This window comes from Exiguobacterium sp. SH1S21 (assembly GCF_004337175.1).
Taxonomy (GTDB): domain Bacteria; phylum Bacillota; class Bacilli; order Exiguobacteriales; family Exiguobacteriaceae; genus Exiguobacterium; species Exiguobacterium aurantiacum_A.
Window position 1 is genome coordinate 543,913 of the sequence record NZ_SJUY01000001.1, and the last position, 20,819, is coordinate 564,731.

A 20,819-nucleotide genomic window follows, 5' to 3' on the forward strand; every position below is an offset into this window, starting at 1 on the left:
ATTTCAAAGGGAAGTGATGTGTTTGACTGCACCTATTTTAAGTACAGACGTTTTAATCCTCTTGTTCGGCCTCCTCCTCGTCGCAGGGGTTTTGGCCACGCGCGTGTCCACCCGTTTCGGCCTTCCTGCGTTGATTCTGTTCATGGGGATCGGCATGATCATGGGTAGTGACGTCACCGGCTTAATCTTCTTCGATGACTCGAACCTTGCCCAGATGATCGGAATTTCCGCTCTAATCGTTATTTTGTTCGAAGGTGGTCTGCAGACGAAATGGGCCTCGATTCGGAGTGTCCTCGCTCCGTCCGCCTCGCTCGCGACAATCGGGGTCTTATTGACGACCGGGCTCGTCGCCGTGGCTGTTCGTTTCGTATTCGGTTTCGACTGGATTGAGTCTTTCCTATTCGGTGCCATCATCGGATCGACCGATGCTGCCGCCGTCTTCGCCGCCTTCAAAGGAAAGAATATCGCACCGAAAGTCGGCGCGACACTCGAAGCCGAGTCCGGCACGAATGATCCGATGGCGATGTTTTTAACGATCCTCGCTCTCGACTTCATGTTGAAACCGGATACGACGATTTGGGACGGCATTTGGATGTTCCTCCTACAGATCATCGTCGGGGCGTTCGCCGGGTATATGCTCGGGAACCTGTCACGGCTCATGCTCAATCATTTGCGCCTTGAATCGAGCGGCCTGCACGCCGTCCTCATGATTTCGATGGCGTTCATGACGTATGGCGTGGCCGCCTACTTCGCCGGCAGCGGCTTGCTTGCCGTCTATCTTGCCGCAATGATCGTCGGGAACGCCCACACCGCCCACGAAGTGACCATCGTCCAATTTTCGGAGGCGCTCGCTTGGATCATGCAAATTATCATGTTCGTCATCCTCGGCCTTCTCGTCTATCCGAAACAACTGTTCGATCCAGAACTCATTTGGAAAGGGCTGTTGGTTTCATTTTTCCTCATGTTCGTCGCCCGTCCGATCGCCGTTTACTTATCGACGATCGCGATGCCGTTCACGCATAAGGAAAAACTGTTCATCTCTTGGGCCGGCCTAAAAGGAGCGGTCCCGATCGTACTAGCGACGTTTCCGCTCATCGCCGGGATCGACAACAGCCAACTCATCTTCAACGCCGTCTTCTTCGTCGTCGTGACGAGCGCGTTGATTCAAGGAACGACGCTCACACCGCTTGCGGCCAGACTGAACCTACTCGGGCCAGATAAGATCCGCTCACCGTATACGATCGCGCTCGTGTCGAGTAAACAGTCGCAGCATCAGCTCGTTCCATACGTGGCGACGGAAGAGTCATCGATGATTGGGCGCACGCTCGCAGACATCACGTTACCGCCGAACACGGTCGTCAATGCGATCGTCCGCAAAGACTATCTCATCCCGCCTACGGGTCAAACGAAAATTGAGCCGGGCGACTTGTTGTACGTCCTCGCCTCGACGTATCGTCACGATCAACTCGATCGCAAGTTCGGGGAAGACGGGCTTGAACGCGTCGAGCTATGAACGAACAAGGACCGTGCCCGAGGCACGGTCCTTGTTTTATGCTTTGACTCGACGCGCCGCTGCGATCAAATCGGCAACGTCTTGCTCGCGTCCGGCGTGGAGCGCCTCGACGATGAAACTACCGACGACGACCCCGTCACACGCCTCACCGAGCGCTTGCACTTGGTCTTCCCGATGGACACCGAATCCGGCGAGTACCGGGACCGGAGACCGTTCTGTCAACGAGCGCAAATGGGCGAGCAGTTCGTCCGGGAACGCGTCGACTTTTCCGGTCGTCCCTTTGAGCGTCACCGCGTAGACGAACCCTTCGGCCTGACTTAAGATCGTGTCGATTCGTTGTTTGTTACTCGTCAATGTGACGAGCGGGACGACCGCGACCCCGTTCCGTTCAATCCCCGCGAATAGTTCGAGGCTCTCTTCGAACGGCAAATCGGGGATGATGACACCGCTGACGCCACATGCGGCCGCACGGTCGAAGAATGGCTGGATTCCGAACCGGAACACTGGATTCAAGTATGTCATCAGGACGATTGGGACTGAGAAACGCTCAGTTCCTTCTATTAAATAATCCAACACACTAGAGAGCGTCACGCCGTTTGCGAGAGCGCGCATCCCCGCCGCCTCGATAATCGGCCCGTCCGCTACCGGATCTGAGAACGGGATCCCGAGCTCGATTGCCGTCGCGCCCATCGCTTCAAGCCGCTCGATCGTCGGAATGAGTTGATCGAGTCCGCCGTCTCCGGCCATGATGTAAGGGACGAACGCTGCCCCGTCTCTATTTCGAATCGCTGTCTCTAAGCTCATTTCCGTCCCACCCTTTCTCGAATCGTATGCACATCTTTATCGCCTCGGCCTGACAGACAGATGACGAGCAGATCGTCCTCGTCCATCGTCGCGGCGAGCGTCTCGGCATAGGCGAGCGCATGTGACGACTCGAGTGCCGGGATGATTCCCTCATGTCGACTGAGTGACATACATGCCTCTAACGCCGCCTCATCGGTGACTGCCGCGTAGCGGACACGCTCGATGTCTTTCAAGAAACTATGTTCTGGTCCGACCCCAGGATAATCGAGTCCGGCCGAGATCGAGTGCGCTTCTTGGATTTGCCCGGCCCCGTCTTGTAGCACGTACATGAGCGAGCCGTGGAGCACGCCGACCTCACCTTTCGTGAGCGTCGCCGCATGCTTGTCCGTGTCGACGCCGCTTCCTGCTGCCTCGACTCCGTACAAGGCGACATCCTCGTCATTCAAGAACGGGTAGAACATCCCCATGGCGTTGCTGCCACCACCGACGCAAGCGATGACGGCATCCGGCAAGCGTCCGGTCTTGTCTAAAATTTGGCGCCGTGTCTCTGTTCCGATCACACTTTGGAAGTCACGCACCATCGTCGGGAATGGGTGTGGTCCAAGTACAGAGCCCATGACGTAGTGTGTATCGTCAACGTGTTTGACCCAGTAGCGTAACGCCTCGTTGACCGCATCTTTCAATGTTCGGCTGCCTGACTTCACCGGAATGACCGTCGCCCCGAGCAGTTCCATCCGAAACACGTTCAACTCTTGCCGCTCGACATCGACCTCACCCATGAAAATCGTACATTCTAAGTTGAGCAGCGCACACACTGTCGCCGTCGCCACACCGTGTTGTCCGGCACCGGTCTCGGCGACAATTTTCTGTTTCCCCATCCGCTTGGCGAGCAGTGCCTGCCCGATTGTGTTGTTGATCTTATGGGCACCGGTATGGTTCAAATCCTCCCGTTTCAAGTAGACGTTCGTCCCGAGGCGTCGGCTCATGTTCTCCGCATAATAAAGCGGGGTCTCCCGTCCGACGTATTCGCTGAGCAACGCGTCAAAGCGTTCTTGAAATTCAGAATCTAACTTCGCTTCCTCATAAGCCACCTCGAGTTCTTCAACGGCCTGCATGAGTGTTTCCGGTATATATTTGCCTCCGTACGGGCCAAACTTCCCGTTCACTGGTTGTGTGTACATGGTGTTTCCTCCTTGGCACGTCTGATGAACGTGCGAATTTTATCGATATCTTTCTCTCCATCTGTCTCGACGCCGCTTGAGACGTCGACCCCGTCAGGCCGTACGTCGTGCATCGCTTGTCTCACGTTGTCGGCCGTCAAACCACCGGCAAGCCAGAACGTTTGCTGCGGACGTTCCAACTGCAACCAGTCGAGCGTCTCCCCGCTCCCGGGCGTCGGTGCATCCAGTAAGACGATATCTGCCTCCGTCTCGCTACTCGCTTCGATGATCGGCAAATTGAACTGTCGAAACGTCTCAAGCGGCAATGTGCGCCGGTGCAGTTGGATATCCGTCAATCCACAAGTGATTGCCGTCTCGACCTCCTCAAGCGTCGGGTCGAGAAACACTCCGACGACACGGACGTGACTCGGGATCAACTGTCGTAGCCGTTTCGCCGTCGTCACATCGACTTGGCGTGAGCTGTTCGCGAACACGAAGCCGATCGCATCGGCCCCGGCTTCAACAGCCGCCCTCACGCTTGCTTCTGTTTTCAATCCACATATTTTAACGAACACGTCTTCAACTCCTCAATCAACGCCGTCGGGTCATCCTGTCGCATAAGCGCCTCTCCGACGAGAATGGCTTTGGCTCCCGCGTCTCGCAGTCGGCTTGCTGCTTCGCCGGTGCTGACTCCGCTCTCACTGACGAACGCCACGTTCGGATAACGCTTCATCAATTCAATCGATGTCTCGAGCGATACATCGAACGTCTTCAAGTTCCGGTTGTTGATGCCGATCAACACGTCCTCAAGTTCGAGCGCCGTCTGGAGTTCGGCTTCATCGTGCACTTCGACGAGCACGTCGAGGCCGATCAGGCGCGCGTGTTGCTTCAACGCGTGCAGGCGAGTCGGATGTAACGCCGCGACGATCAACAACGCCGCGCTCGCACCGGCCGCTTTCGCCCGGTCGAGTTGCCGTTCATCGATGATGAAGTCTTTGCACAGGACCGGGATATCGACGGCGTCAGCGACTTGACGTAAATCATCGAACGAGCCGTTAAAGTACGTCGTATCCGTCAGCACCGAAATCATCGTCGCACCGGCCCGTTCGTAAACCTGAGCCCGTTCGGCCACATCGAGTTCGGCGCGAATCACGCCTTTTGATGGGGATGCCCGCTTAATTTCCGCAATGATATGAAACCCGTCCGCGACCAGCCGCTGTAACGAGATCGGCTCCGTCGCCGTAACCGCGATATCTTGCATCTGGTTGACCTCTTCGATTTTCGTCCCAATAATTTTCGTCAAGTAGCTCATGCGCCCACCTCCGTTTTTTGTAGTTGCTTAAGGACGCGGGTGGCATGCCCCTCGTCGATGCTTCGACTCGCCTCGGCCACACCTTCACGCAACGTCTTGACTGCGCCGTATGTGCATAACGCTAACGCCGCATTCAACAAGACGACGTCTCGGGCCGGGCCGGTCTCACCGTTTAAGACGGCGACGAGCGTGGCTGCGTTCTCTTCTGGTGTGCCGCCTCGTAATGCGGACAGCGGCGCCCGCATCAACCCGACATCCCTTGGGTCGACTTTATATCTCGCCGTCTGCTCTCCGTCAAAGAAGAGTACCTCGTTCGCACCAACGAGGCTCGCCTCGTCGAGTCCGCCGGCCCCATGGACGACCATGCCCCGTTCGACTCCGAGATGACGCATCGCCGTAGCCATCTTCTCAATCAAGTCCGGATGGTAGACGCCGATCAATTGCCGTCTCGGCTTGAGCGGGTTCGTCAGCGGACCGATTTGATTAAAGATCGTCGCCGTCCCGAGCCGTTTTCGCACCGGCATGACATGTTTCATGATCGGGTGGACATGTTGGGCGAACAAGAAGCTCAAATTCGTCCGCTCAAGTTCAGCTAACACGTCGTCAGCACTTTGGACAATCGGGATATTCAACGCCTCGAGCACGTCGGCGCTACCCGACCGGCTCGACACGCTCCGATTCCCATGTTTCGCGACCGGGATACCAAGTCCGGCGAGAACGAACGCGACGGTCGAACTAATGTTGAACGTGTTCGCTCCGTCACCCCCGGTCCCACAAACGTCGAGCACAGGGAGCGTCGTCTCCGGGAACGTCGCCGCCTCACGGATATAATCGGCCAGCCCCGCCATCTCTTCGGCCGTCTCGCCGCGTGCTTTCAATGCGAGAAGCACCTCGGTGATTTGCGTTTCATCAGCTTGAAACAACTCGGAAGCCGCCTGTTTCATCTCGGTCGTCGTCACTTGGTTCGTCAGTAGTCGTGTTAACATGTCCGTTCCTCCTTAAGCGATTTGGGTATAAAAAAAACTCCATACGACGTCTGTCGTATGGAGGACGGTATGGACCGCGGTGCCACCTCTCGTTGGATCAATCGATCCCACTTTCCGATGCTATCACATCGTATCCTGATAACGGTGGAAGCCGTCACGGCCTACTAACATTCAGCCGTGCTCTCATGAGCCCATTCACGTGACGGTCTCGGTCAGGATCCCACCACCCCTGACTCTCTGTACGAGACTTCTTCACGCTACTCTTCTCAATCATCGATTTAAGATTCAATTTGAAAAACAAAAAAGGGTTACTCGGTCCAACTCACAGCTCACGCTATGAGAAGGACGAGTAACCCCGTGGTGCCACCTTCGTTGGTTCATGTCGAACCCACTTCACGGACAATCATCCGCTTCCCCGTGATAACGGTGGGTAACCCGCTAAAGCCTACTAAAAATTTCGGTTTAGAGCTCGGAAGTCCATTCGCGACGTCCCACATACTGATTCACACCAACCATCAGCTCTCTGTCATGCGGGGACCGTCGTTACTTCTCTTCGTCGACGCCTTTGTTCGTTTCAGTTAAGTTAACTCGTACTATACCGTTCCCGATTCATCCTGTCAAACAAAAGTGTGCAAAAAAACTTTGCTTCTATAAGTGCGGACGAATCGACCGCATGTTTCAGAATGTCGCAAGTTGACACGTGATTTTTTTGTCTGCTATAGTCGTCCCCAACAACACTTCACTCAGCTAAAGGAGATTTGACTTTGGAAACTAGTAAACTAAAACGTGAACTGTCGACCCGACAGCTCACGATGATCTCGCTTGGCAGCGCCATCGGAACGGGCCTCTTCCTCGGAAGCGGCCTCGCCATCCAAACGGCAGGACCGAGCGTGCTCGTCAGTTACGCAATCGGGGCGTTTATCGTCCTCTTGCTCATGGGTTGTCTCGCCGAGATGACCGTCGCCCATCCGACTTCAGGCTCGTTCGGCACGATCGCCGAGCGTTATGTCCATCCGCTCGCCGGCTTCTTGGTCCGTTACTCGTACTGGATTGCCAACGTCCTCGCAATCGGGGTCGAAGTGAGCGCAATCGCGATTTACATGCGCTACTGGTTCCCGGATGTGAACGGATTCGTCTGGGTCGCCGTGTTCGGCGGATTGCTCATCTACGTTAATGCTCGGCACGTCCATACGTTCGGGACGACCGAATACTGGTTATCATTCATCAAAGTCACTGCCATCATTCTTTTCATCGTCCTCGGTGCGGCGGCACTGTTCGGCCAACCAGGCTCACCGATCGAATCGATCACGACTGGAAATGAAGGGTTCTTCGCTTTCGGATTTTACGGCATGTGGGTGACGATCTTCATCTCGCTCTTCAGCTTCCTCGGGACAGAGCTCGTCGCCGTCACGGCCGGCGAGGCGAAAGACCCGGACCGCGCCGTACCGAAGGCGCTGCGGGCGACCGTGTTCCGCTTGACGTTCTTCTATTTGATCACGATCGCCATCATGCTCATGCTCATCCCATGGCAGCAGGCTGGTATCGATCAAAGTCCGTTCGTCCTCGTCATGCAGCAGTTTGACGTGCCTGGCGCGGCCGGTATTTTGAATTTCGTCATCTTGGTCGCCGCCTTGTCGGCGATGAACGCGCAATTGTATGCATCGACGCGCATGATGTACTCACTCGCCGAAGCTGGCGACGCACCGCGTATCTTCAAAAAAGTAAGCGCCAGTGGGATTCCGATGCCTGCCTTGTTCGTTTCGACAGGCGGAATCGTCCTCGCGGCATTGCTTCAAGTATTCATGGAGACGTCGTATCCGTTCCTCATGGGCATCTCGATGTTCGGGGCGATTTTCACATGGTTCATGGTCTTCGTCTCACACTTGTTCTTCCGCAAAAAATGGACGGGGCGTAAACTCCCTGTCCGTATGATCGGCTATCCGTTCTTACCACTCCTCGGTGCCGGACTGTTGCTCAGCCTGATGATCACGACATGGTTTACCGATTTCAACATCTTGCTCAAGTTCGGGATCCCATGGTTGGTCGGCTTGACAATCATCTATCTCGTCCGCGAGCGGTTCCGTAAGACTGACACAAAACAAGACGACATCGAGCAGGCTAATTAAAAATAGTGCCTATCCGCAATGGATGGGCACTATTTTTTCGCAAAAACGAGCACCCGTCGCGATTGACGAGTGCTCGTTTGTTTAGGATTAGAAGAACTGACGTGGGTTGACGGTGCTACCGGCGCTCGAAGACGAGTACGAGTAGCTGCCTTGGTGGATTTCAAAGTGAAGGTGCGGGCCTGAAGAGTTTCCAGTGTTCCCGAGCGTTCCAATGTTTGATCCTTGCGTCACACGCTGACCAGCGCTAACTGATACCGAGTTCATGTGCGCATAGACAGTCGTCCAAACTTGACCGTCGATGACGTGGGCGATCATGACGTGGTTCCCGTAAGCACCACCCCATCCAGCCCGAATGACTGTTCCAGTTGCCGAGGCACGGATCGGTGTTCCGACTGGTCCGGCGATATCGACACCGTTATGGAACGAATAGCCGAACTGTCCGCTTGCCGGTCCGAAACCTTGCGAGAAACGACCAGTCGTGGGTTGAATGAATTTCGCGCTCGATGGTGCCGGTGCCGAAGTTGTCGGCGTAGTCGGTACCGGTTTAGGAGCCGGTGCCGGTGCTGGTTTTGGTGCTGGCTTTGATGCCGGTGGTGCAGCCGGTTTAGAAGCTGTCACATTATTTTGTGTCGTTTGGTTTGAAGACGACGATGACTGGGAATTAGTATTACTGTTCTGCTTTTTCTGAGCAGCAGCTTGTGCAGCAGCAGCTTTAGCCGCTTCTTCTTGACGTGCTGCTTCAGCTCTCGCTTCTTCGGCTTGTTGCGCGGCCGCTGCTTTGGCAGCCTCAGCTTGACGTGCCTCTTCGGCTTTACGAGCCGCTTCTTGACGTGCTGCCTCTTCCGCACGACGACGCGCTTCTTCTTCTTCACGGCGCTGTGCTTCGATTTCAGCCGCAATCGCTTCTTCTTGAGCAATCAACGTTGCTTCGATTTCTTGTAGGTCGAAGATTTGCGTTTCAAATTCGATATTTTTCTCTTCGAGTTCTTTGATGCGAGCTTCACGCTGTTTCATCTTCTTCTCGAGTTCGGCTTGACGCGCTTCGAGTGCTTTCTGTTGCTCTAGAAGCGAGGCCCGCTCTGCTTTGAGTTCGGCTTGTGCTTCTTGAAGAGACAGACGTGTCGCTTCGTAGTCGTTGAACAACTCTTGGTCGCTACGTTGGATCGTACCAGCCGTGATCATGCGCGTGATCAAGTCAGAGAAGTTTTTTGATCCAAAGATGAATTCAGCCCAGTTGATTGAACCACCACCGTTCGTTTGCATCGTGGCCATCCGCTCTTTCATCATTTTTTCTTGAGCGATCATCTTTTTCTCGTAACCTTTAATGTCCGCTTCGAGATCTTCAATCTTCATCTCGGTACGTTTGATTTCTTGGCGTTTCGCCGCTACGTCGTAGATGATGTCTTGAAGCTGAGCGTCCATCTTATTGACTTCTTCTTGTACCTTCGAGATTTCTTTAGTGTTCTGTTCGATTTTCGAAGACGTATTTGATTGATTCTGTTTGACGCTATTGCGTTGTTCTTCAACTTTTTTCTGTTGCTCTTGTTTTTCTTTGATTGTCGTCGAGGCATCGGCTACCGAGTGCGTGCCGAGAAGCAAGGCGCTTAGCGTAAGTGTCGAGACAGTACGTTTCCAATTGATCAATGCAGACATCCTTTCTAATTTGACGGTCTAGTTTTACATACTCTATTTAAGTCGGTCGTTTTGCTATGTAACAAAAACGATTAATTTTTCAGTTTCAACACGGCTAATTATATCGAAGTCTCGAATGTTTTCCTGTTAAAGTTATATTTCACTTTGATTACGACAAAGAAGAGGGAGAGCCGTTGGCATTCCCTCTTCTTTGTATTTCAACGTTTTTTCGATTTTTTATGGTTTGAAACGTTTCTGTCATAGTAGCTGAAAATAGCAAATCATTTACCTTATTTCAAAAAAGCATATTCCAGCATTTTTTCTAAACTCATCCATTTCCAAAAAACGTAAAAAAGGTCAGTCTGACTTCTCGCTCAAGGCGAAGATGACAGGACTGACCGAATGTTCGTTGCGGGTGTGAAATCGAGGGGTCTCACACGTCTAATCATACAGACGAAGTGTTAACGCTCGATGGATATTTCGTTACAGTTTGAACGCACCGATGATGACGAACACCCATGCCGCGATGAAAAGAACACCGCCGATTGGTGTGACCGCTCCAAGTTTCGTGATACCTGTAAGCGCCATGACATACAAGCTGCCCGAGAAGAACAGGATGCCGGCAAACATGAGCCAACCGGCTGTGTTGAATTGACTGATGCTCACTTTCGTCAAAATACTAGCGAGCGCAATGATGCCGATTGCATGGATCATGTGGTACAAGACCCCCGTCTGCCAGTTCGCGAGCATGTTCGGCGCCAGACGCTCTTTCAATGCGTGGGCCCCGAACGCGCCGAGTGCGACACCGAGCGCCATCAAGGCAGCACCGGTAATGAGTAATAATTTCATACGATTTCCCCCTTATCTCACTTTTCGTGCTGGTAAATTCCACTTCCGATAGTAGGATATCACTCGAAGCGTCGCGACGACAATCAATAACGCATACACCGGAAGTCCGCCTTCGAGCCGGAAGTAGTACGTGACGACCGCGATGATGATCGCCCAAATCGCGTACACTTCAGCCTGCAAGACGAGCGGCTTGCGCCCCGCGAGCAAGTCGCGGACGACACCACCGCCGACTCCGGTCAGGACGGCTGCCGCAATCGCTGCCGACAACGGCAAATCCAATTTGATGGCCACTTGCGCCCCTTGGAAAGAGAATGCGACCAAGCCGATCGCATCGACGATGACGCCCCATCTTTCCCAATGCGGCAAGACGACGCTCGGGAGCAGGAAGATGAGGAGCGCGACGAGAAAACAGAGAATAAATAAATCGTTTTGTTGCCAAATCAAACTGACGGGGTTGCCGAGCAAGACGTTACGGATTGCCCCGCCGCCGAAAGCCGTCGTGAAGGCGAGCAACCAAACTCCAAAAATATCGTACTTTTCGTCCATCGCGATGATGGCTCCACTCGCCGCGAACGCAATCGTTCCGACGACGTTCAATAATTCCCACTCCATAAACATCCCTTGCCCTTTCTCGAAAGCATTATATGGTAAAGTAAAGATACAAAAAATCAGATCAGTCGAGCGACTGCTTGTAAAGGATGTCGGTATTTTTATGAAACGAATCGCCTTGTTCCGCATATGGATCATCGTCACAATGTTCGCCCGATTCATCATTAAGATTTATTCATTCTCTCGCAAACAGCAGCAGGGTCTCGCCTCTCCGGAAGAGTACGAGGCGCTCATGTTGCAGCTCGCCCGCGAGTATAAACGTAACGCGCTCCGCCTAGAGGGACTGTTGATCAAGCTCGGTCAATTCTTGTCGATCCGGGCCGACTTGTTGCCGCCGTCCGTCCTTAATGAGTTGTCAGAGCTCGTCGACCGCGTACCGACGTCAGGTTGGGACAAGTCTCGTGCCATCCTCGAAGCCGAATGGGGCGTACCGTACACCCAAGTCGTGAAAGATGTCGGCATCGACGCCGTCGCCTCCGCCTCGATCGGCGAGGTCTACGGGGCCACGCTTCTTGAAAACGGGAAACGGGTCGCGCTCAAAATCCAGCGCCCGGACATCGAAAAAATCATCCGTACCGACTTCAAAGCGATGCGAATCGTCACGACGATGCTCAAACGGACACCGCTCGCCAAATCGACCGACTTAGATAGCTTATATCGCCAAATGATTTTTGTCATCGGGGATGAACTAAATTTCCAAACCGAATTAAAAAACGCGCTGTATTTCAAAGCGAAATATGCTGAAAATCCAGATGTTTATATCCCGGGCTACTACGACCATTTATGTACGAATCGGGTATTGACGATGGATTGGGTCGACGCCCGTCGCATCACCGATATTGCGTTCTTAAAAGAAAACAATATCGACCGCTCCGCTCTCGCCGAACGACTATTTACGATGGCCGCGGAACAACTATTATTCGGCGGACAGTTCCACGCCGACCCTCACCCTGGGAACGTCCAGATCCGGGCCGACGGAACGATCATCCTGCTCGACTTCGGCATGGTCGGCTCGTCGACCGCGCAAGATATGGCGACGATACGGAAGATCTTGCAGGCGTTCATCTCGCTCGATTACGACGGTGTCGTCGATGCCCTCGAAGACTTGCGCTTCTTGTTGCCGACAGCGAATAAACATAACATCCGCCAAGCGATCGAAAAAGCGGTCACATTCTATCTAGAGACCGACATTGATACGGTCGATACGAAATTGATCGAAAAAGTGCTCCAAGATATCCAACTGCTCGTGAAGAACGAGCCGATCCAACTGCCGGCCGAGTTCGCCTTCTTCGGTCGTGCCGCCTCGACGTTGCTCGGAATTTTACAGATTCTCGACCCGAAAATCGATTTGTTCACGCTCGGTAAACCGATCGTGATTCAATGGCTCGAATCAGACGGGACGACAATCCAAAACCGCTACGTCATGACGGCGCTCAACTACGGCAAGAAACTGTTGAACGTACCGCCGTTGCTCGAGAACTATTTGAAAGAGCCGACCCGGAAACGGTTGTCTGAGCAGGCGATGTTCCAACGCGAGCTCGAATCGAAAGAATTGCTCCATCGCCAGACGTTCAACTCGGGTGTCATCGTTCTCGGATTGCTCGTCGGTCTGTTCGGCTACATCCGACCTGACGAATGGCTATTTTGGTCGGGTGGTGTCGTCGCCGTCGTCGCCTACTTTAATTCAAGACGCCTCGGTCGAAAGATTCGCCATTTGGCCCGTCAAGATTTTCGTGTCTGATCCCGTCACTCATTTGAGTGACGGTTTTTTTCTGGAGCCACCTCCCGATATACGCAGCGACTTGTTGCATGTCCCGTTCGGTCGTCCATCCCATCGTCGAGACCTGGACACAGTTCAACTGTTGTAAATACATACTTTCGTACTGAATGTGATAACCGTAATATGCTAATTGTCGTCCCAATTCAATCGAGGACCGATCTTCCGGTAACATAATCGATAAAATACCAGGCGATTGATCGTCCCCAGTTTCGATTGCTACGCCCCGACCTAGCAGTTCCTTCAGGCAAACATCCATCTTGGATTGATGGGTACTCACCTCTTTTTCAGTCAATTCGTCCAACGCAATATCCATAGCTTGAATGAGTGGGACGGATTGTGTGAAGGCGATCGGATTATAGCTCGCCAAATCGAGATAACGTGGAATCGACGAGTTCGGGATGGGGCGATCCCGCATCGCGACAAAGGCTAGCCCAGGCGCATTACGAAGTGCTTTTCCTGATACAAACGTCACCATGTTTGCGAAAGCATAGTCCGTCTCAAACGTCCCAACCGTGCTAATCGCATCAATTGCGAGTATGGTTTTGCGCCGGTGTACGTACTGACGCAATCCTTCCACATCAACTAACTTTCCAGTAGACGTCTCGCAATGGACCGTCCAAATCCAGTCCGGTTTGTATCGCTCGATCTGTTGCACCGGGAGACGTTTACCGGTTTCGAGTGTCAGGACATCAAACTCGAGACGCGCTCGTCTGGCATGATCGATAAGTCGCCGCCCGAACTCACCCGTATCAAAAATCAAGCCACGGCCGGTCAATTGCGCCGCGACTGCATCGTTTGCGACTGTCCCACTCCCTAACAATGTGTATATGTGCGGTAGATTGATGCGTGTACTCAGTTTTGTCTCGACCGAACGAAGTACGCGAATTGCTTCGGCCGAACGATGTGATAACGGTTGGGTGGCAAGAGCTGCGCGCACCGCGTTCGATAGTTCGACAGGTCCAGCGAGGAGCAACTTCGGACGCAGCGTTCGAGCGGTCTCAGACCCCATGAATGCCGCGCGCGTCAGCTTCATTGGAATGTATAGTGCCTCCTCAGGCCCGACCGGATCTGCGAAAGGGATAAATCCGAACCGTCGATACAATTTCTGTTCGCGGATCGTTCCACTAATCACAATCCCTTCCACATTACGTTCAATCGCCTCAGCGAGCATAGCCCGCATGAGTCCGGCAAACGTCCGAGTGTTACGGTAGGCTGGAATTATGGCCAATAGCCGGACCTCGATCCACTCGCCCGGTGGTAGGGTAACTCCTTTCTGTTCTAGCGAAAACGGGTGCTCGTCACGAATAGAACACATCGCAACGAGTTTCCCGTCCGCTTCTCCAATCCAGTATGTATTCGTATTATGGAAACGATCGACGAGACGACGCTCCAAGTTAACTTGATGTTGCGGGATTTCTTCCACGAACGTCTCATAATTCAAACGGTGAATCGCTTCCTCATCATTCGGCATCGCTTTTCGAAATTCAACCATGTGATGTCCCCCTTATGTGATGATACAAGATGACTGCAAGAGCCATGACCGCCAATACGAAATCCGTCGTATCTCCCCAAGCGGCAAGAGGTAGCAGAAACAACATGACGAGCCCTGTTTCGCGCGAGTTGCGCGTTATTTTAATGAGAAGTAATAAAAGCACAAGCCCTCCCACGAACCAAATCGGGTTATACGCTAAAATAATTCCAGAAAACACAGCGTATCCTTTCCCACCAGTTCGGATATGCCAAATCGGATAAATGTGTCCGAGCGTCAGCGCTAGCGCCGTCTCAAAAAAAAAGGAACCACTCAATGATAGAACGAGTACTGTCTTCAAGACATCAAAGCCATAGACGAGAAGAAACGCCCAAATACCGCCACTCCGTAACGCGTTCCGGGCTCCCACATTCCCCGATCCGCTCGAAGCCAAATCTTGACCACTCACCATCCCGTATAATCGCCCGCCGAGCATGCTACCAACGAGATAGCCTACGACGACAATCCACATGTTTACCTCTCCCTTTTGTAAAATTGTGTATGTTTTTTGAAATCGGGTACTTTTACAATGTGACTTAAATGAAAGGGGAAATCAAGATGCGAGCTGAGAACAACTTCATTAACGGTGAATGGGTCGAGACGAATGAGACAATCGAGGTCCGAAATCCGGCGACCGGTAACGTAATAGCAACCGTGACAAAGAGTGACGAGACCGAGGCCGGCCTCGCTGTCGACGCGGCCCAGGCCGCTTTAAAAGACTGGCAACAGTGGACAGCCGAAGACCGGGGCGCCCTACTGCTCGAATGGCATCGCTTGATCGATGAAGAGACGGAAGCGCTCGCGCGAACGATGGTCGAAGAACAAGGCAAACCGCTGAAAGAAGCGATCGGCGAAATCCGTTACGCCAACGGATTCATCGAGTGGTATGCCGCGGAAGGACGACGCGTCTATGGTGAGACGATCCCTGCTTCTTCAAACGAGAAACGTATTTTCGCGATCAAACAACCGGTCGGCGTCATCGCTGCCATCACGCCCTGGAACTTCCCGGCGGCGATGATCACCCGCAAATTGGCACCGGCTCTAGCAGCCGGTTGCACCGTAGTCTTGAAACCGGCCTCGGCGACACCGCTCACAGCGATTGAACTCGTCAAATTGGCCGAGAAGGCCGGTTTCCCGAAAGGTGTCATCAATCTCGTGACTGGCAGTGCCGCTCGTATCGTCAACGTTTGGCAGCACGATTCACGTGTACGCAAGCTGACGTTCACCGGATCGACCGAAGTCGGCAAGACGCTCATGCGCGGTGCCGCCGACACGATGAAGAAGATCTCGCTTGAACTCGGTGGCCATGCCCCGCTCATCGTCACGGCGAAAGCGGACCTCGACAAGGCCGTCCCACAAGCGATCGCGACCAAGTTCCGTAACGGTGGACAGACATGCGTCTGTGCTAATCGGATTTACGTCGAGAGTTCGATCGTCGACGAATTCTCCGAGCGGTTCATCGAGGCCGTACAAGCTCTCAAGGTTGGGAACGGGCTCGACGACGGCATCGACATCGGTCCGCTCATCGACGAGGCTGCGGTCGAGAAAGTGATGAAACACCTCGAGGACGCCCAAATCCGTGGGGGTGAGATCACCGGCGGCGAACAGCTTGACGGCTTGTTCGTCCGTCCGGCCGTCGTCCGCTATGCGAACGAAGATATGCTCTGCATGAACGAGGAAACGTTCGGACCCGTCGCCCCGATCGCTTCGTTCAACACGCTCGACGAAGTCATCGAGCGGGCGAACGCAACGCCGTTCGGCCTCGCGTCTTATATCTTCACACAAGATATTAACGAGGCCCTTTACTTGGCGGAATCGCTCGAATACGGGATTGTCGGCGTCAACGATGGCCTGCCTTCGACCCCGCAAGCGCCGTTCGGCGGATGGAAACAGAGCGGTCTCGGCCGTGAAGGCGGTCATCACGGCATCGAAGAGTTTTTAGAAGTGAAATATATTTCGCTTGGACTATAAAAAAAACGCCTGTTGAAAAAATTCAACAGGCGTTTTTTCAGTTGTCGAGCCACGTCACCAAATCATTTGGCGTCGCAATCACATAATCGGCGAGCGCCCACTCGTCCTCGTTCCCGAAGCCGAATCCGGTCAAGACGACCGGGAAATCATGGGCCCGGCCCGCTTCGACGTCCGACTTGCGGTCACCGACCATGACGTACTTCGCCTCTCCGTGGCGCAGGCGGTGCGCCGTCAAAATATCGGCCTTCTTCTCGCCGCCAACCGATTCGAGACATTCAGGTGCCGTCATGAACTGACGGATGCCTTGCGTATCGAGGATCAAGTTCATATAGTGAACGCCACAGTTGCTTGCCGTCGTCAACGTATGCCCGTTCGCACGAAGCGTCTCGAGCATATTGTAGATGCCGTCAAACAAGACGTTTTGTCCCTCCATCGCCTGCTCGAGCGTCTCGTGACGAAGTTTGCGGATGAGACGGATCTCTTCGCGCGTCGCCTCCGGGATGACGTGCTCCCAAAAGGCGTCCCCAGCCAAACCGTAGCCAGACCGGACCGCCTCCTCGCTCGGTTTTTCAAGATGCGGAAGCTGTTCGAGTGCCTCGTGAATCGCTTTCGTCATCGGAACGGTCGTGTCGACGAGCGTCCCATCGATATCAAATAAAATGACTGCCATGTCGGTATCTCCTCTCTCTTTCCTATTCTCCTACCGTAGCAGACTCGCTTCCAAATCAAAAGTAGAAACATCAGGTAACAAAAAAAACGGCTGAACGAGATCGTTCAACCGGTTGTTGCTTAGCCACGCCAGAAGCTCATGCCGCCTTTGACCGAGTAGACGTCTGTATAGCCCGCACTCTTCAGCATCGCCGCTGCCCGCTGGCTCCGCATCCCGCTTTGACAGATGACGTAAACGGGACGTTCTTTGTCTTTCGGATATTGTGCTACCGCGTTACCGAACCCTGAGAGCGGTACGTTTTTCGCTTGTTTAATGTGCCCGCCTTTATATTCGTGCGGCTCCCGCACATCGAGTAGTTGAATGTTACGCTCTTCCGCAATCTTTCGCTTCAACTCGTCCGTCGATACTGTTTTCGTGCTGTTTCGCTTCGTCCACCAAAAATAAATCAATCCAATCACCACTGCGACAAACAAAAAATCAAGCATGGGCACGCCTCCGTTGTTTAAAAGTTTTAGTATCTTCATTATACCCCCTACGGTATATAAGTCAACGTGGACGCTTCATAAAAAAAGCCATGCCACAAGGGCACAGCTTAGAAATCGAGCAGCGAATCGGTTTTAGGTTCGTCTTCATCCTCTAGAGGGATGCCGAGGAATGCGGCCATTTGCCGGTCTAACGGTTGCTTCGGCTCCGCCGAGACGACAGGTGCCTGCGCGACCGGTGCGGCGGGTGTCGTCTCCGCCAACATGAGCTCACAGTAACCCATCAACTTGGCCAGATGGCGCTTTTGCGTCTCTCCACTCGACTGTTCGATTTGACTCATCACGTGTTTCATTTGCGCGATGACTTGTTGCTCAGTGATCATAGGTCGAACACATCCTTTTCCCTCTCATTTTGAAACAAACCTGTCCCTCGCCGCAAGAGTCTTGCTCGGCTCAGTCGGATTCAGACCGTGTCTCGACCCATGAATGGAACGCCTCGAAATCGAAACGGACTTGATTGGCATAAAAACGAGCCCAGCGTGAGATTTGACGCACGAACAACGGCAACGCGTCCCCGATGGCTTCCGCAATCTGTTCGCTCGCCTCATACTCGAGAACGTTCGCGTCCGCATCGGCCCGGGCATGGATTTTCGCCGTGATCTCGGCTTGGACTTTTAACGTTTCGATCAGCGACGATTCATTCTTGATGTGCTTCGCTTTCACTTTCCGTTTGTAGGGTGAACGTTGCCGCACATAATACTCGTTGCCATCGATCGTGAAGTAACCGAGATACGGGTCTTGGCTATGCACCATGGCACGTTGGGCAGCGATGACCCGCGCACCTTCATGGGACAGGCCGTCCTCGAACAACGGATGGGTCGGCAAAAACAAGGACGGGACGGCCGATTGCGCTTGCTTCATCTCTAAGATGACGTCCTCGTCATGTTCCTCGTCGGCCCCTTCGATCAAGATATAGTAACGTTCGAGCCCGATCGAGGCCGTACCGCTCTCGCGTTTAATGGCGATGTCTTTGATGTCGTAATGATCGGCGTGATGGCGGTACTCTCCCGACAACGAGTTCAAATACTCAGGCCAAGCCTGTTTGATTTTCGTCGCCGTCTTCTCGCTGACCGGTATTAAGTCATCGCTCGTCGCGAAGTAACGTTCTTCGTCCCGGACCTCGGTCCGTTCCGACATGAACGCGTCTTGCTTCTTCTCTGCCTTCTTGATCACTTTTTTGATGGCTTTAGACGTATTCGCTTTCGTGAACTGCACGTCTTCGTCTTTCCCTTTCGCATACCGTCTGATGGCGAGCGCATACGTCTCGGCGTATACTTCAATCGCTTCGTTGGAATCGAAGCCCGATTCTGCGGCGAACAAGTCGACAGAAATGGCCATTCTGAGCACATCGAACAAATACGAACCGAGGTACGCCTCATCAAAGTCGTTCACATCATAAATGATCGTCCCAGCCCCGTCTCCGAACACCCCAAAGTTTTCAAAGTGAAGATCCCCTTGAATGAACGTCGGATAGGCCTCGCTCGTGTCGAAAGCAAGCGGTACTTTCGCAAAATCGTAATAGAACAAATGCGAGCTTCCGCGAAAGAACGAGAACGGACTCGTACTCATCTTGTCGTACTTTTCACGTCGCGCCGTTTCGGTTAGGTTCCGGATCGAATGATCGTAATAATCTAGAACCGTCGCAATCGTATCACGGCGAATTTGTTGTTTGACGGATGTGAACATGGCTGTCTCCCCTTCATGCGTCGAATAGATGTTTGTATTCCCCGTATCCCGCAGACTCGAGCTCTTCTTTCGGGATGAATCGGAGCGAAGCCGAATTGATACAGTAGCGTAAGCCGCCGAGTTCTTTCGGACCATCGTCAAATAGATGACCGAGGTGACTGTCGGCATGCTTCGAGCGTACTTCCGTCCGGACCATGTGGTGCGTCGTGTCCATGTTCACATCGAGCCGCTTCTCTTCGATCGGCCGCGCGAAGCTTGGCCAGCCACAGTTCGACTGGAACTTGTCGCGAGAAGTGAATAGCGGCGTACCATCGATCACATCGACGTACAACCCTTCCCGTTCTTCATCCCAATACTCGTTTTGAAACGGCGGTTCGGTCCCGTTCTCTTGCGTGACTTTGAACTGCATCGGTGTCAGACGGTCTTTCAGTTCCTGTTTTTGTTTCTTATCGCTCCACGCCTCTTTCACAAACTTGGCGCGACCCGAGCCGACCCGGTACATCTCGTAGCGGAACGGATTTTTCTTATAGTAGTCTTGATGATAGTCCTCGGCTTCCCAAAACGTCTTGGCCGGACGGATCTCGACTTCGATCGGACGTTCGAACCGTCCCGAATTCTCGACTTCTTGCTTCGAGCGCTCGGCCGTCTCCCGTTGTTCTTCTGAATGATAGAAGATGGCCGGTCGATACGATTCGCCGCGGTCGTTGAACTGTCCGCCCCCGTCTGTCGGATCGATTTGTCGCCAGTAGATCCGAAGCAGCTCCTCGTATGAGATGACCTCCGGGTCGAACGTCACCTCGATCGCCTCTAGATGACCCGTCGTCTCCGAACAGACTTGTTGGTATGTCGGATTGTCGACGTGTCCGCCTGTGTAACCGGACACGACTCGTTCGACACCTTCGTATTTATGAAACGGTTTGACCATGCACCAAAAACAGCCTCCCGCAAATGTAGCTTTTGCCATAATGAATCCCTCCTTACTATGTAGTGTACCCAAAAAAGCACGCCGACAACAAAAAACGAGAACCCCAAACGTGTTCTCGTCTTCAGTCTTCGACCCGGTTCATATGGCGCATCACTAAAAATAAAATCACACCGACGATCGCTGCCCCGAGTATGGTCAACACCAGGTTGTTTCGTGCCGATAATGTATAAAAGATGGCTAAACCGATTAAGATGAGCGCAATCGGAATGAACGCTCGTTTAAAATGATCCCAATAACGCACGGACAGTCCCCCTTTTCATCTATCATACCAAACTTTTTTGTTATTATAGAGAGGAAGATACAATCACGGCCAGAAGGAGGACCCATCCATGGATTTTGACCAGTTGTGGGCGAACCGCCCGACTTTGTTGTGGGAAGACCGGCTGAACGAAGGCGACGACGTCTATACGCTGTCAGCGATCCTCGCTGTCGACGCCGCGCTCAGGCGTTATACGAGCGCGTTGGTGCATTCCGACGGCACAGAATCCTCGATCCTATCGGCAGTCCGCGATGTCGTCCTGCGTTTGAACGGCCTCAACGAAGAGCACGACCATTTTATCGAGACGCTCGAGCGTGAGGAACTGTACGACTTCATCCGAGCCGGTGCAGCCATCGCCGGGTATGAAACCGATGAAGACGTCACAGAGGAATGGCGTGAATGGTAAC

General features: G+C 53.3%; 21 protein-coding genes and 2 other annotated features. Of the genes, 5 read left to right on the top strand and 16 right to left on the bottom strand.

The window, feature by feature from the left end; translation table 11 throughout:
- Positions 1–16: 16 nt before the first annotated feature.
- Positions 17–1,513 carry a potassium/proton antiporter gene (locus EVJ24_RS02665; RefSeq protein WP_131439348.1) on the top strand — a complete coding sequence of 499 codons (1,497 nt, stop codon included), beginning with the start codon at positions 17–19 and terminating at the stop codon, positions 1,511–1,513.
- Positions 1,514–1,549: 36 nt separating this feature from the next.
- Here the strand turns inward: EVJ24_RS02665 and trpA are convergent, their stop codons facing one another.
- The 5 genes from trpA to trpD are packed head-to-tail and all read right to left on the bottom strand — an operon-like array spanning position 1,550 to position 5,775.
- Positions 1,550–2,317 carry a tryptophan synthase subunit alpha gene (gene trpA / locus EVJ24_RS02670; RefSeq protein WP_131439350.1) on the bottom strand — a complete coding sequence of 256 codons (768 nt, stop codon included), beginning with the start codon at positions 2,315–2,317 and terminating at the stop codon, positions 1,550–1,552.
- The gene (gene trpB / locus EVJ24_RS02675; RefSeq protein ID WP_131439352.1) at positions 2,314–3,498 is read right to left on the bottom strand and encodes a tryptophan synthase subunit beta; all 1,185 of its coding nucleotides are present in this window, start codon (positions 3,496–3,498) and stop codon (positions 2,314–2,316) included. Before trpB ends, trpA begins: the two co-directional genes overlap by 4 nt.
- Positions 3,480–4,052 carry a phosphoribosylanthranilate isomerase gene (locus tag EVJ24_RS02680; protein ID WP_131439354.1) on the bottom strand — a complete coding sequence of 191 codons (573 nt, stop codon included), beginning with the start codon at positions 4,050–4,052 and terminating at the stop codon, positions 3,480–3,482. The genes trpB and EVJ24_RS02680 overlap by 19 nt, the downstream gene beginning before the upstream one ends.
- A complete protein-coding gene (gene trpC, locus EVJ24_RS02685) occupies positions 4,028–4,789 on the bottom strand; it encodes an indole-3-glycerol phosphate synthase TrpC (protein WP_131439355.1) in 762 nt (253 codons plus the stop codon). Before trpC ends, EVJ24_RS02680 begins: the two co-directional genes overlap by 25 nt.
- The gene (gene trpD / locus EVJ24_RS02690) at positions 4,786–5,775 is read right to left on the bottom strand and encodes an anthranilate phosphoribosyltransferase (protein ID WP_131439358.1); all 990 of its coding nucleotides are present in this window, start codon (positions 5,773–5,775) and stop codon (positions 4,786–4,788) included. Before trpD ends, trpC begins: the two co-directional genes overlap by 4 nt.
- A gap of 57 nt (positions 5,776–5,832) precedes the next feature.
- Positions 5,833–6,058: a binding site (T-box leader), on the bottom strand.
- Between the two features lie 55 nt (positions 6,059–6,113).
- Positions 6,114–6,344, bottom strand: a binding site (T-box leader).
- A gap of 189 nt (positions 6,345–6,533) precedes the next feature.
- On the opposite strand from trpD, the gene EVJ24_RS02695 reads away from it, so the two are divergent.
- Positions 6,534–7,901: an amino acid permease gene (locus tag EVJ24_RS02695; RefSeq protein ID WP_442899253.1), complete on the top strand. Its 1,368-nt coding sequence runs from the start codon at positions 6,534–6,536 to the stop codon at positions 7,899–7,901.
- An 87-nt stretch (positions 7,902–7,988) separates the two neighbouring features.
- Here EVJ24_RS02695 and EVJ24_RS02700 read toward each other — a convergent pair whose 3' ends face one another.
- The 3 genes from EVJ24_RS02700 to EVJ24_RS02710 all read right to left on the bottom strand — a co-directional run bounded on the left by EVJ24_RS02700 (position 7,989) and on the right by EVJ24_RS02710 (position 11,000).
- A complete protein-coding gene (locus EVJ24_RS02700) occupies positions 7,989–9,554 on the bottom strand; it encodes a murein hydrolase activator EnvC family protein (RefSeq protein WP_131439362.1) in 1,566 nt (521 codons plus the stop codon).
- Between the two features lie 462 nt (positions 9,555–10,016).
- On the bottom strand, positions 10,017–10,382 hold the full coding sequence (locus tag EVJ24_RS02705) for a DUF423 domain-containing protein (RefSeq protein WP_016510107.1): 366 nt from the start codon (positions 10,380–10,382) through the stop codon (positions 10,017–10,019).
- Between the two features lie 12 nt (positions 10,383–10,394).
- Positions 10,395–11,000: a trimeric intracellular cation channel family protein gene (locus EVJ24_RS02710; protein WP_070329139.1), complete on the bottom strand. Its 606-nt coding sequence runs from the start codon at positions 10,998–11,000 to the stop codon at positions 10,395–10,397.
- 94 nt (positions 11,001–11,094) lie between these two features.
- On the opposite strand from EVJ24_RS02710, the gene EVJ24_RS02715 reads away from it, so the two are divergent.
- Positions 11,095–12,732 (top strand): ABC1 kinase family protein, encoded by a 1,638-nt coding sequence (locus EVJ24_RS02715; protein WP_131439364.1) that lies wholly within the window; start codon positions 11,095–11,097, stop codon positions 12,730–12,732.
- Here the strand turns inward: EVJ24_RS02715 and EVJ24_RS02720 are convergent.
- Complete coding sequence (locus EVJ24_RS02720) at positions 12,671–14,263, bottom strand: GNAT family N-acetyltransferase (RefSeq protein WP_131439366.1); 1,593 nt, start codon at positions 14,261–14,263, stop codon at positions 12,671–12,673. The two genes, EVJ24_RS02715 and EVJ24_RS02720, sit on opposite strands and share 62 nt — an antisense overlap.
- Complete coding sequence (locus EVJ24_RS02725; protein WP_131439368.1) at positions 14,256–14,771, bottom strand: glycerol-3-phosphate acyltransferase; 516 nt, start codon at positions 14,769–14,771, stop codon at positions 14,256–14,258. The genes EVJ24_RS02720 and EVJ24_RS02725 overlap by 8 nt, the downstream gene beginning before the upstream one ends.
- An 86-nt stretch (positions 14,772–14,857) precedes the next feature.
- Between EVJ24_RS02725 and EVJ24_RS02730 the strand changes: the two genes are divergently transcribed.
- Entirely contained in the window at positions 14,858–16,270 is a 1,413-nt protein-coding gene (locus tag EVJ24_RS02730; protein WP_131439370.1) for an NAD-dependent succinate-semialdehyde dehydrogenase, read from the top strand.
- A 37-nt stretch (positions 16,271–16,307) separates the two neighbouring features.
- Here EVJ24_RS02730 and EVJ24_RS02735 read toward each other — a convergent pair whose 3' ends face one another.
- The 6 genes from EVJ24_RS02735 to EVJ24_RS02760 form a co-directional block, all read right to left on the bottom strand.
- The gene (locus tag EVJ24_RS02735) at positions 16,308–16,940 is read right to left on the bottom strand and encodes an HAD family hydrolase (protein ID WP_131439372.1); all 633 of its coding nucleotides are present in this window, start codon (positions 16,938–16,940) and stop codon (positions 16,308–16,310) included.
- A gap of 119 nt (positions 16,941–17,059) precedes the next feature.
- Positions 17,060–17,425, bottom strand: a complete 366-nt coding sequence (locus EVJ24_RS02740) for a rhodanese-like domain-containing protein (protein ID WP_131439373.1) — start codon at positions 17,423–17,425, stop codon at positions 17,060–17,062.
- Between the two features lie 107 nt (positions 17,426–17,532).
- Positions 17,533–17,805 carry a DUF5327 family protein gene (locus tag EVJ24_RS02745; protein ID WP_131439374.1) on the bottom strand — a complete coding sequence of 91 codons (273 nt, stop codon included), beginning with the start codon at positions 17,803–17,805 and terminating at the stop codon, positions 17,533–17,535.
- 70 nt (positions 17,806–17,875) lie between these two features.
- Positions 17,876–19,168: a DUF2252 domain-containing protein gene (locus EVJ24_RS02750; protein ID WP_131439375.1), complete on the bottom strand. Its 1,293-nt coding sequence runs from the start codon at positions 19,166–19,168 to the stop codon at positions 17,876–17,878.
- A gap of 13 nt (positions 19,169–19,181) precedes the next feature.
- Positions 19,182–20,132, bottom strand: coding sequence for a peptide-methionine (S)-S-oxide reductase MsrA (msrA, locus tag EVJ24_RS02755; protein WP_131439376.1), 951 nt, complete (start codon positions 20,130–20,132; stop codon positions 19,182–19,184).
- 82 nt (positions 20,133–20,214) lie between these two features.
- Positions 20,215–20,394, bottom strand: a complete 180-nt coding sequence (locus EVJ24_RS02760; protein ID WP_016510109.1) for a hypothetical protein — start codon at positions 20,392–20,394, stop codon at positions 20,215–20,217.
- 88 nt (positions 20,395–20,482) lie between these two features.
- On the opposite strand from EVJ24_RS02760, the gene EVJ24_RS02765 reads away from it, so the two are divergent.
- A complete protein-coding gene (locus tag EVJ24_RS02765; RefSeq protein WP_131439378.1) occupies positions 20,483–20,818 on the top strand; it encodes a hypothetical protein in 336 nt (111 codons plus the stop codon).
- The last annotated feature ends 1 nt before the right edge of the window (position 20,819 follow it).

Excerpts from the sequence above, each read along its gene's own strand:
- EVJ24_RS02725 (WP_131439368.1), bottom strand. The coding sequence starts at position 14,771 with ATGTGGATTGTCGTCGTAGGCTATCTCGTTGGTAGCATGCTCGGCGGG.
- msrA (WP_131439376.1), bottom strand. The coding sequence starts at position 20,132 with ATGGCAAAAGCTACATTTGCGGGAGGCTGTTTTTGGTGCATGGTCAAA.
- EVJ24_RS02715 (WP_131439364.1), top strand. The coding sequence starts at position 11,095 with ATGAAACGAATCGCCTTGTTCCGCATATGGATCATCGTCACAATGTTC.
- trpC (WP_131439355.1), bottom strand. The coding sequence starts at position 4,789 with ATGAGCTACTTGACGAAAATTATTGGGACGAAAATCGAAGAGGTCAAC.
- trpB (WP_131439352.1), bottom strand. The coding sequence starts at position 3,498 with ATGTACACACAACCAGTGAACGGGAAGTTTGGCCCGTACGGAGGCAAA.
- EVJ24_RS02720 (WP_131439366.1), bottom strand. The coding sequence starts at position 14,263 with ATGGTTGAATTTCGAAAAGCGATGCCGAATGATGAGGAAGCGATTCAC.
- EVJ24_RS02665 (WP_131439348.1), top strand. The coding sequence starts at position 17 with ATGTGTTTGACTGCACCTATTTTAAGTACAGACGTTTTAATCCTCTTG.
- EVJ24_RS02705 (WP_016510107.1), bottom strand. The coding sequence starts at position 10,382 with ATGAAATTATTACTCATTACCGGTGCTGCCTTGATGGCGCTCGGTGTC.
- EVJ24_RS02710 (WP_070329139.1), bottom strand. The coding sequence starts at position 11,000 with ATGTTTATGGAGTGGGAATTATTGAACGTCGTCGGAACGATTGCGTTC.
- trpD (WP_131439358.1), bottom strand. The coding sequence starts at position 5,775 with ATGTTAACACGACTACTGACGAACCAAGTGACGACGACCGAGATGAAA.
- EVJ24_RS02740 (WP_131439373.1), bottom strand. The coding sequence starts at position 17,425 with ATGCTTGATTTTTTGTTTGTCGCAGTGGTGATTGGATTGATTTATTTT.
- EVJ24_RS02745 (WP_131439374.1), bottom strand. The coding sequence starts at position 17,805 with ATGATCACTGAGCAACAAGTCATCGCGCAAATGAAACACGTGATGAGT.
- EVJ24_RS02730 (WP_131439370.1), top strand. The coding sequence starts at position 14,858 with ATGCGAGCTGAGAACAACTTCATTAACGGTGAATGGGTCGAGACGAAT.
- EVJ24_RS02750 (WP_131439375.1), bottom strand. The coding sequence starts at position 19,168 with ATGTTCACATCCGTCAAACAACAAATTCGCCGTGATACGATTGCGACG.
- EVJ24_RS02765 (WP_131439378.1), top strand. The coding sequence starts at position 20,483 with ATGGATTTTGACCAGTTGTGGGCGAACCGCCCGACTTTGTTGTGGGAA.
- EVJ24_RS02735 (WP_131439372.1), bottom strand. The coding sequence starts at position 16,940 with ATGGCAGTCATTTTATTTGATATCGATGGGACGCTCGTCGACACGACC.
- trpA (WP_131439350.1), bottom strand. The coding sequence starts at position 2,317 with ATGAGCTTAGAGACAGCGATTCGAAATAGAGACGGGGCAGCGTTCGTC.
- EVJ24_RS02700 (WP_131439362.1), bottom strand. The coding sequence starts at position 9,554 with ATGTCTGCATTGATCAATTGGAAACGTACTGTCTCGACACTTACGCTA.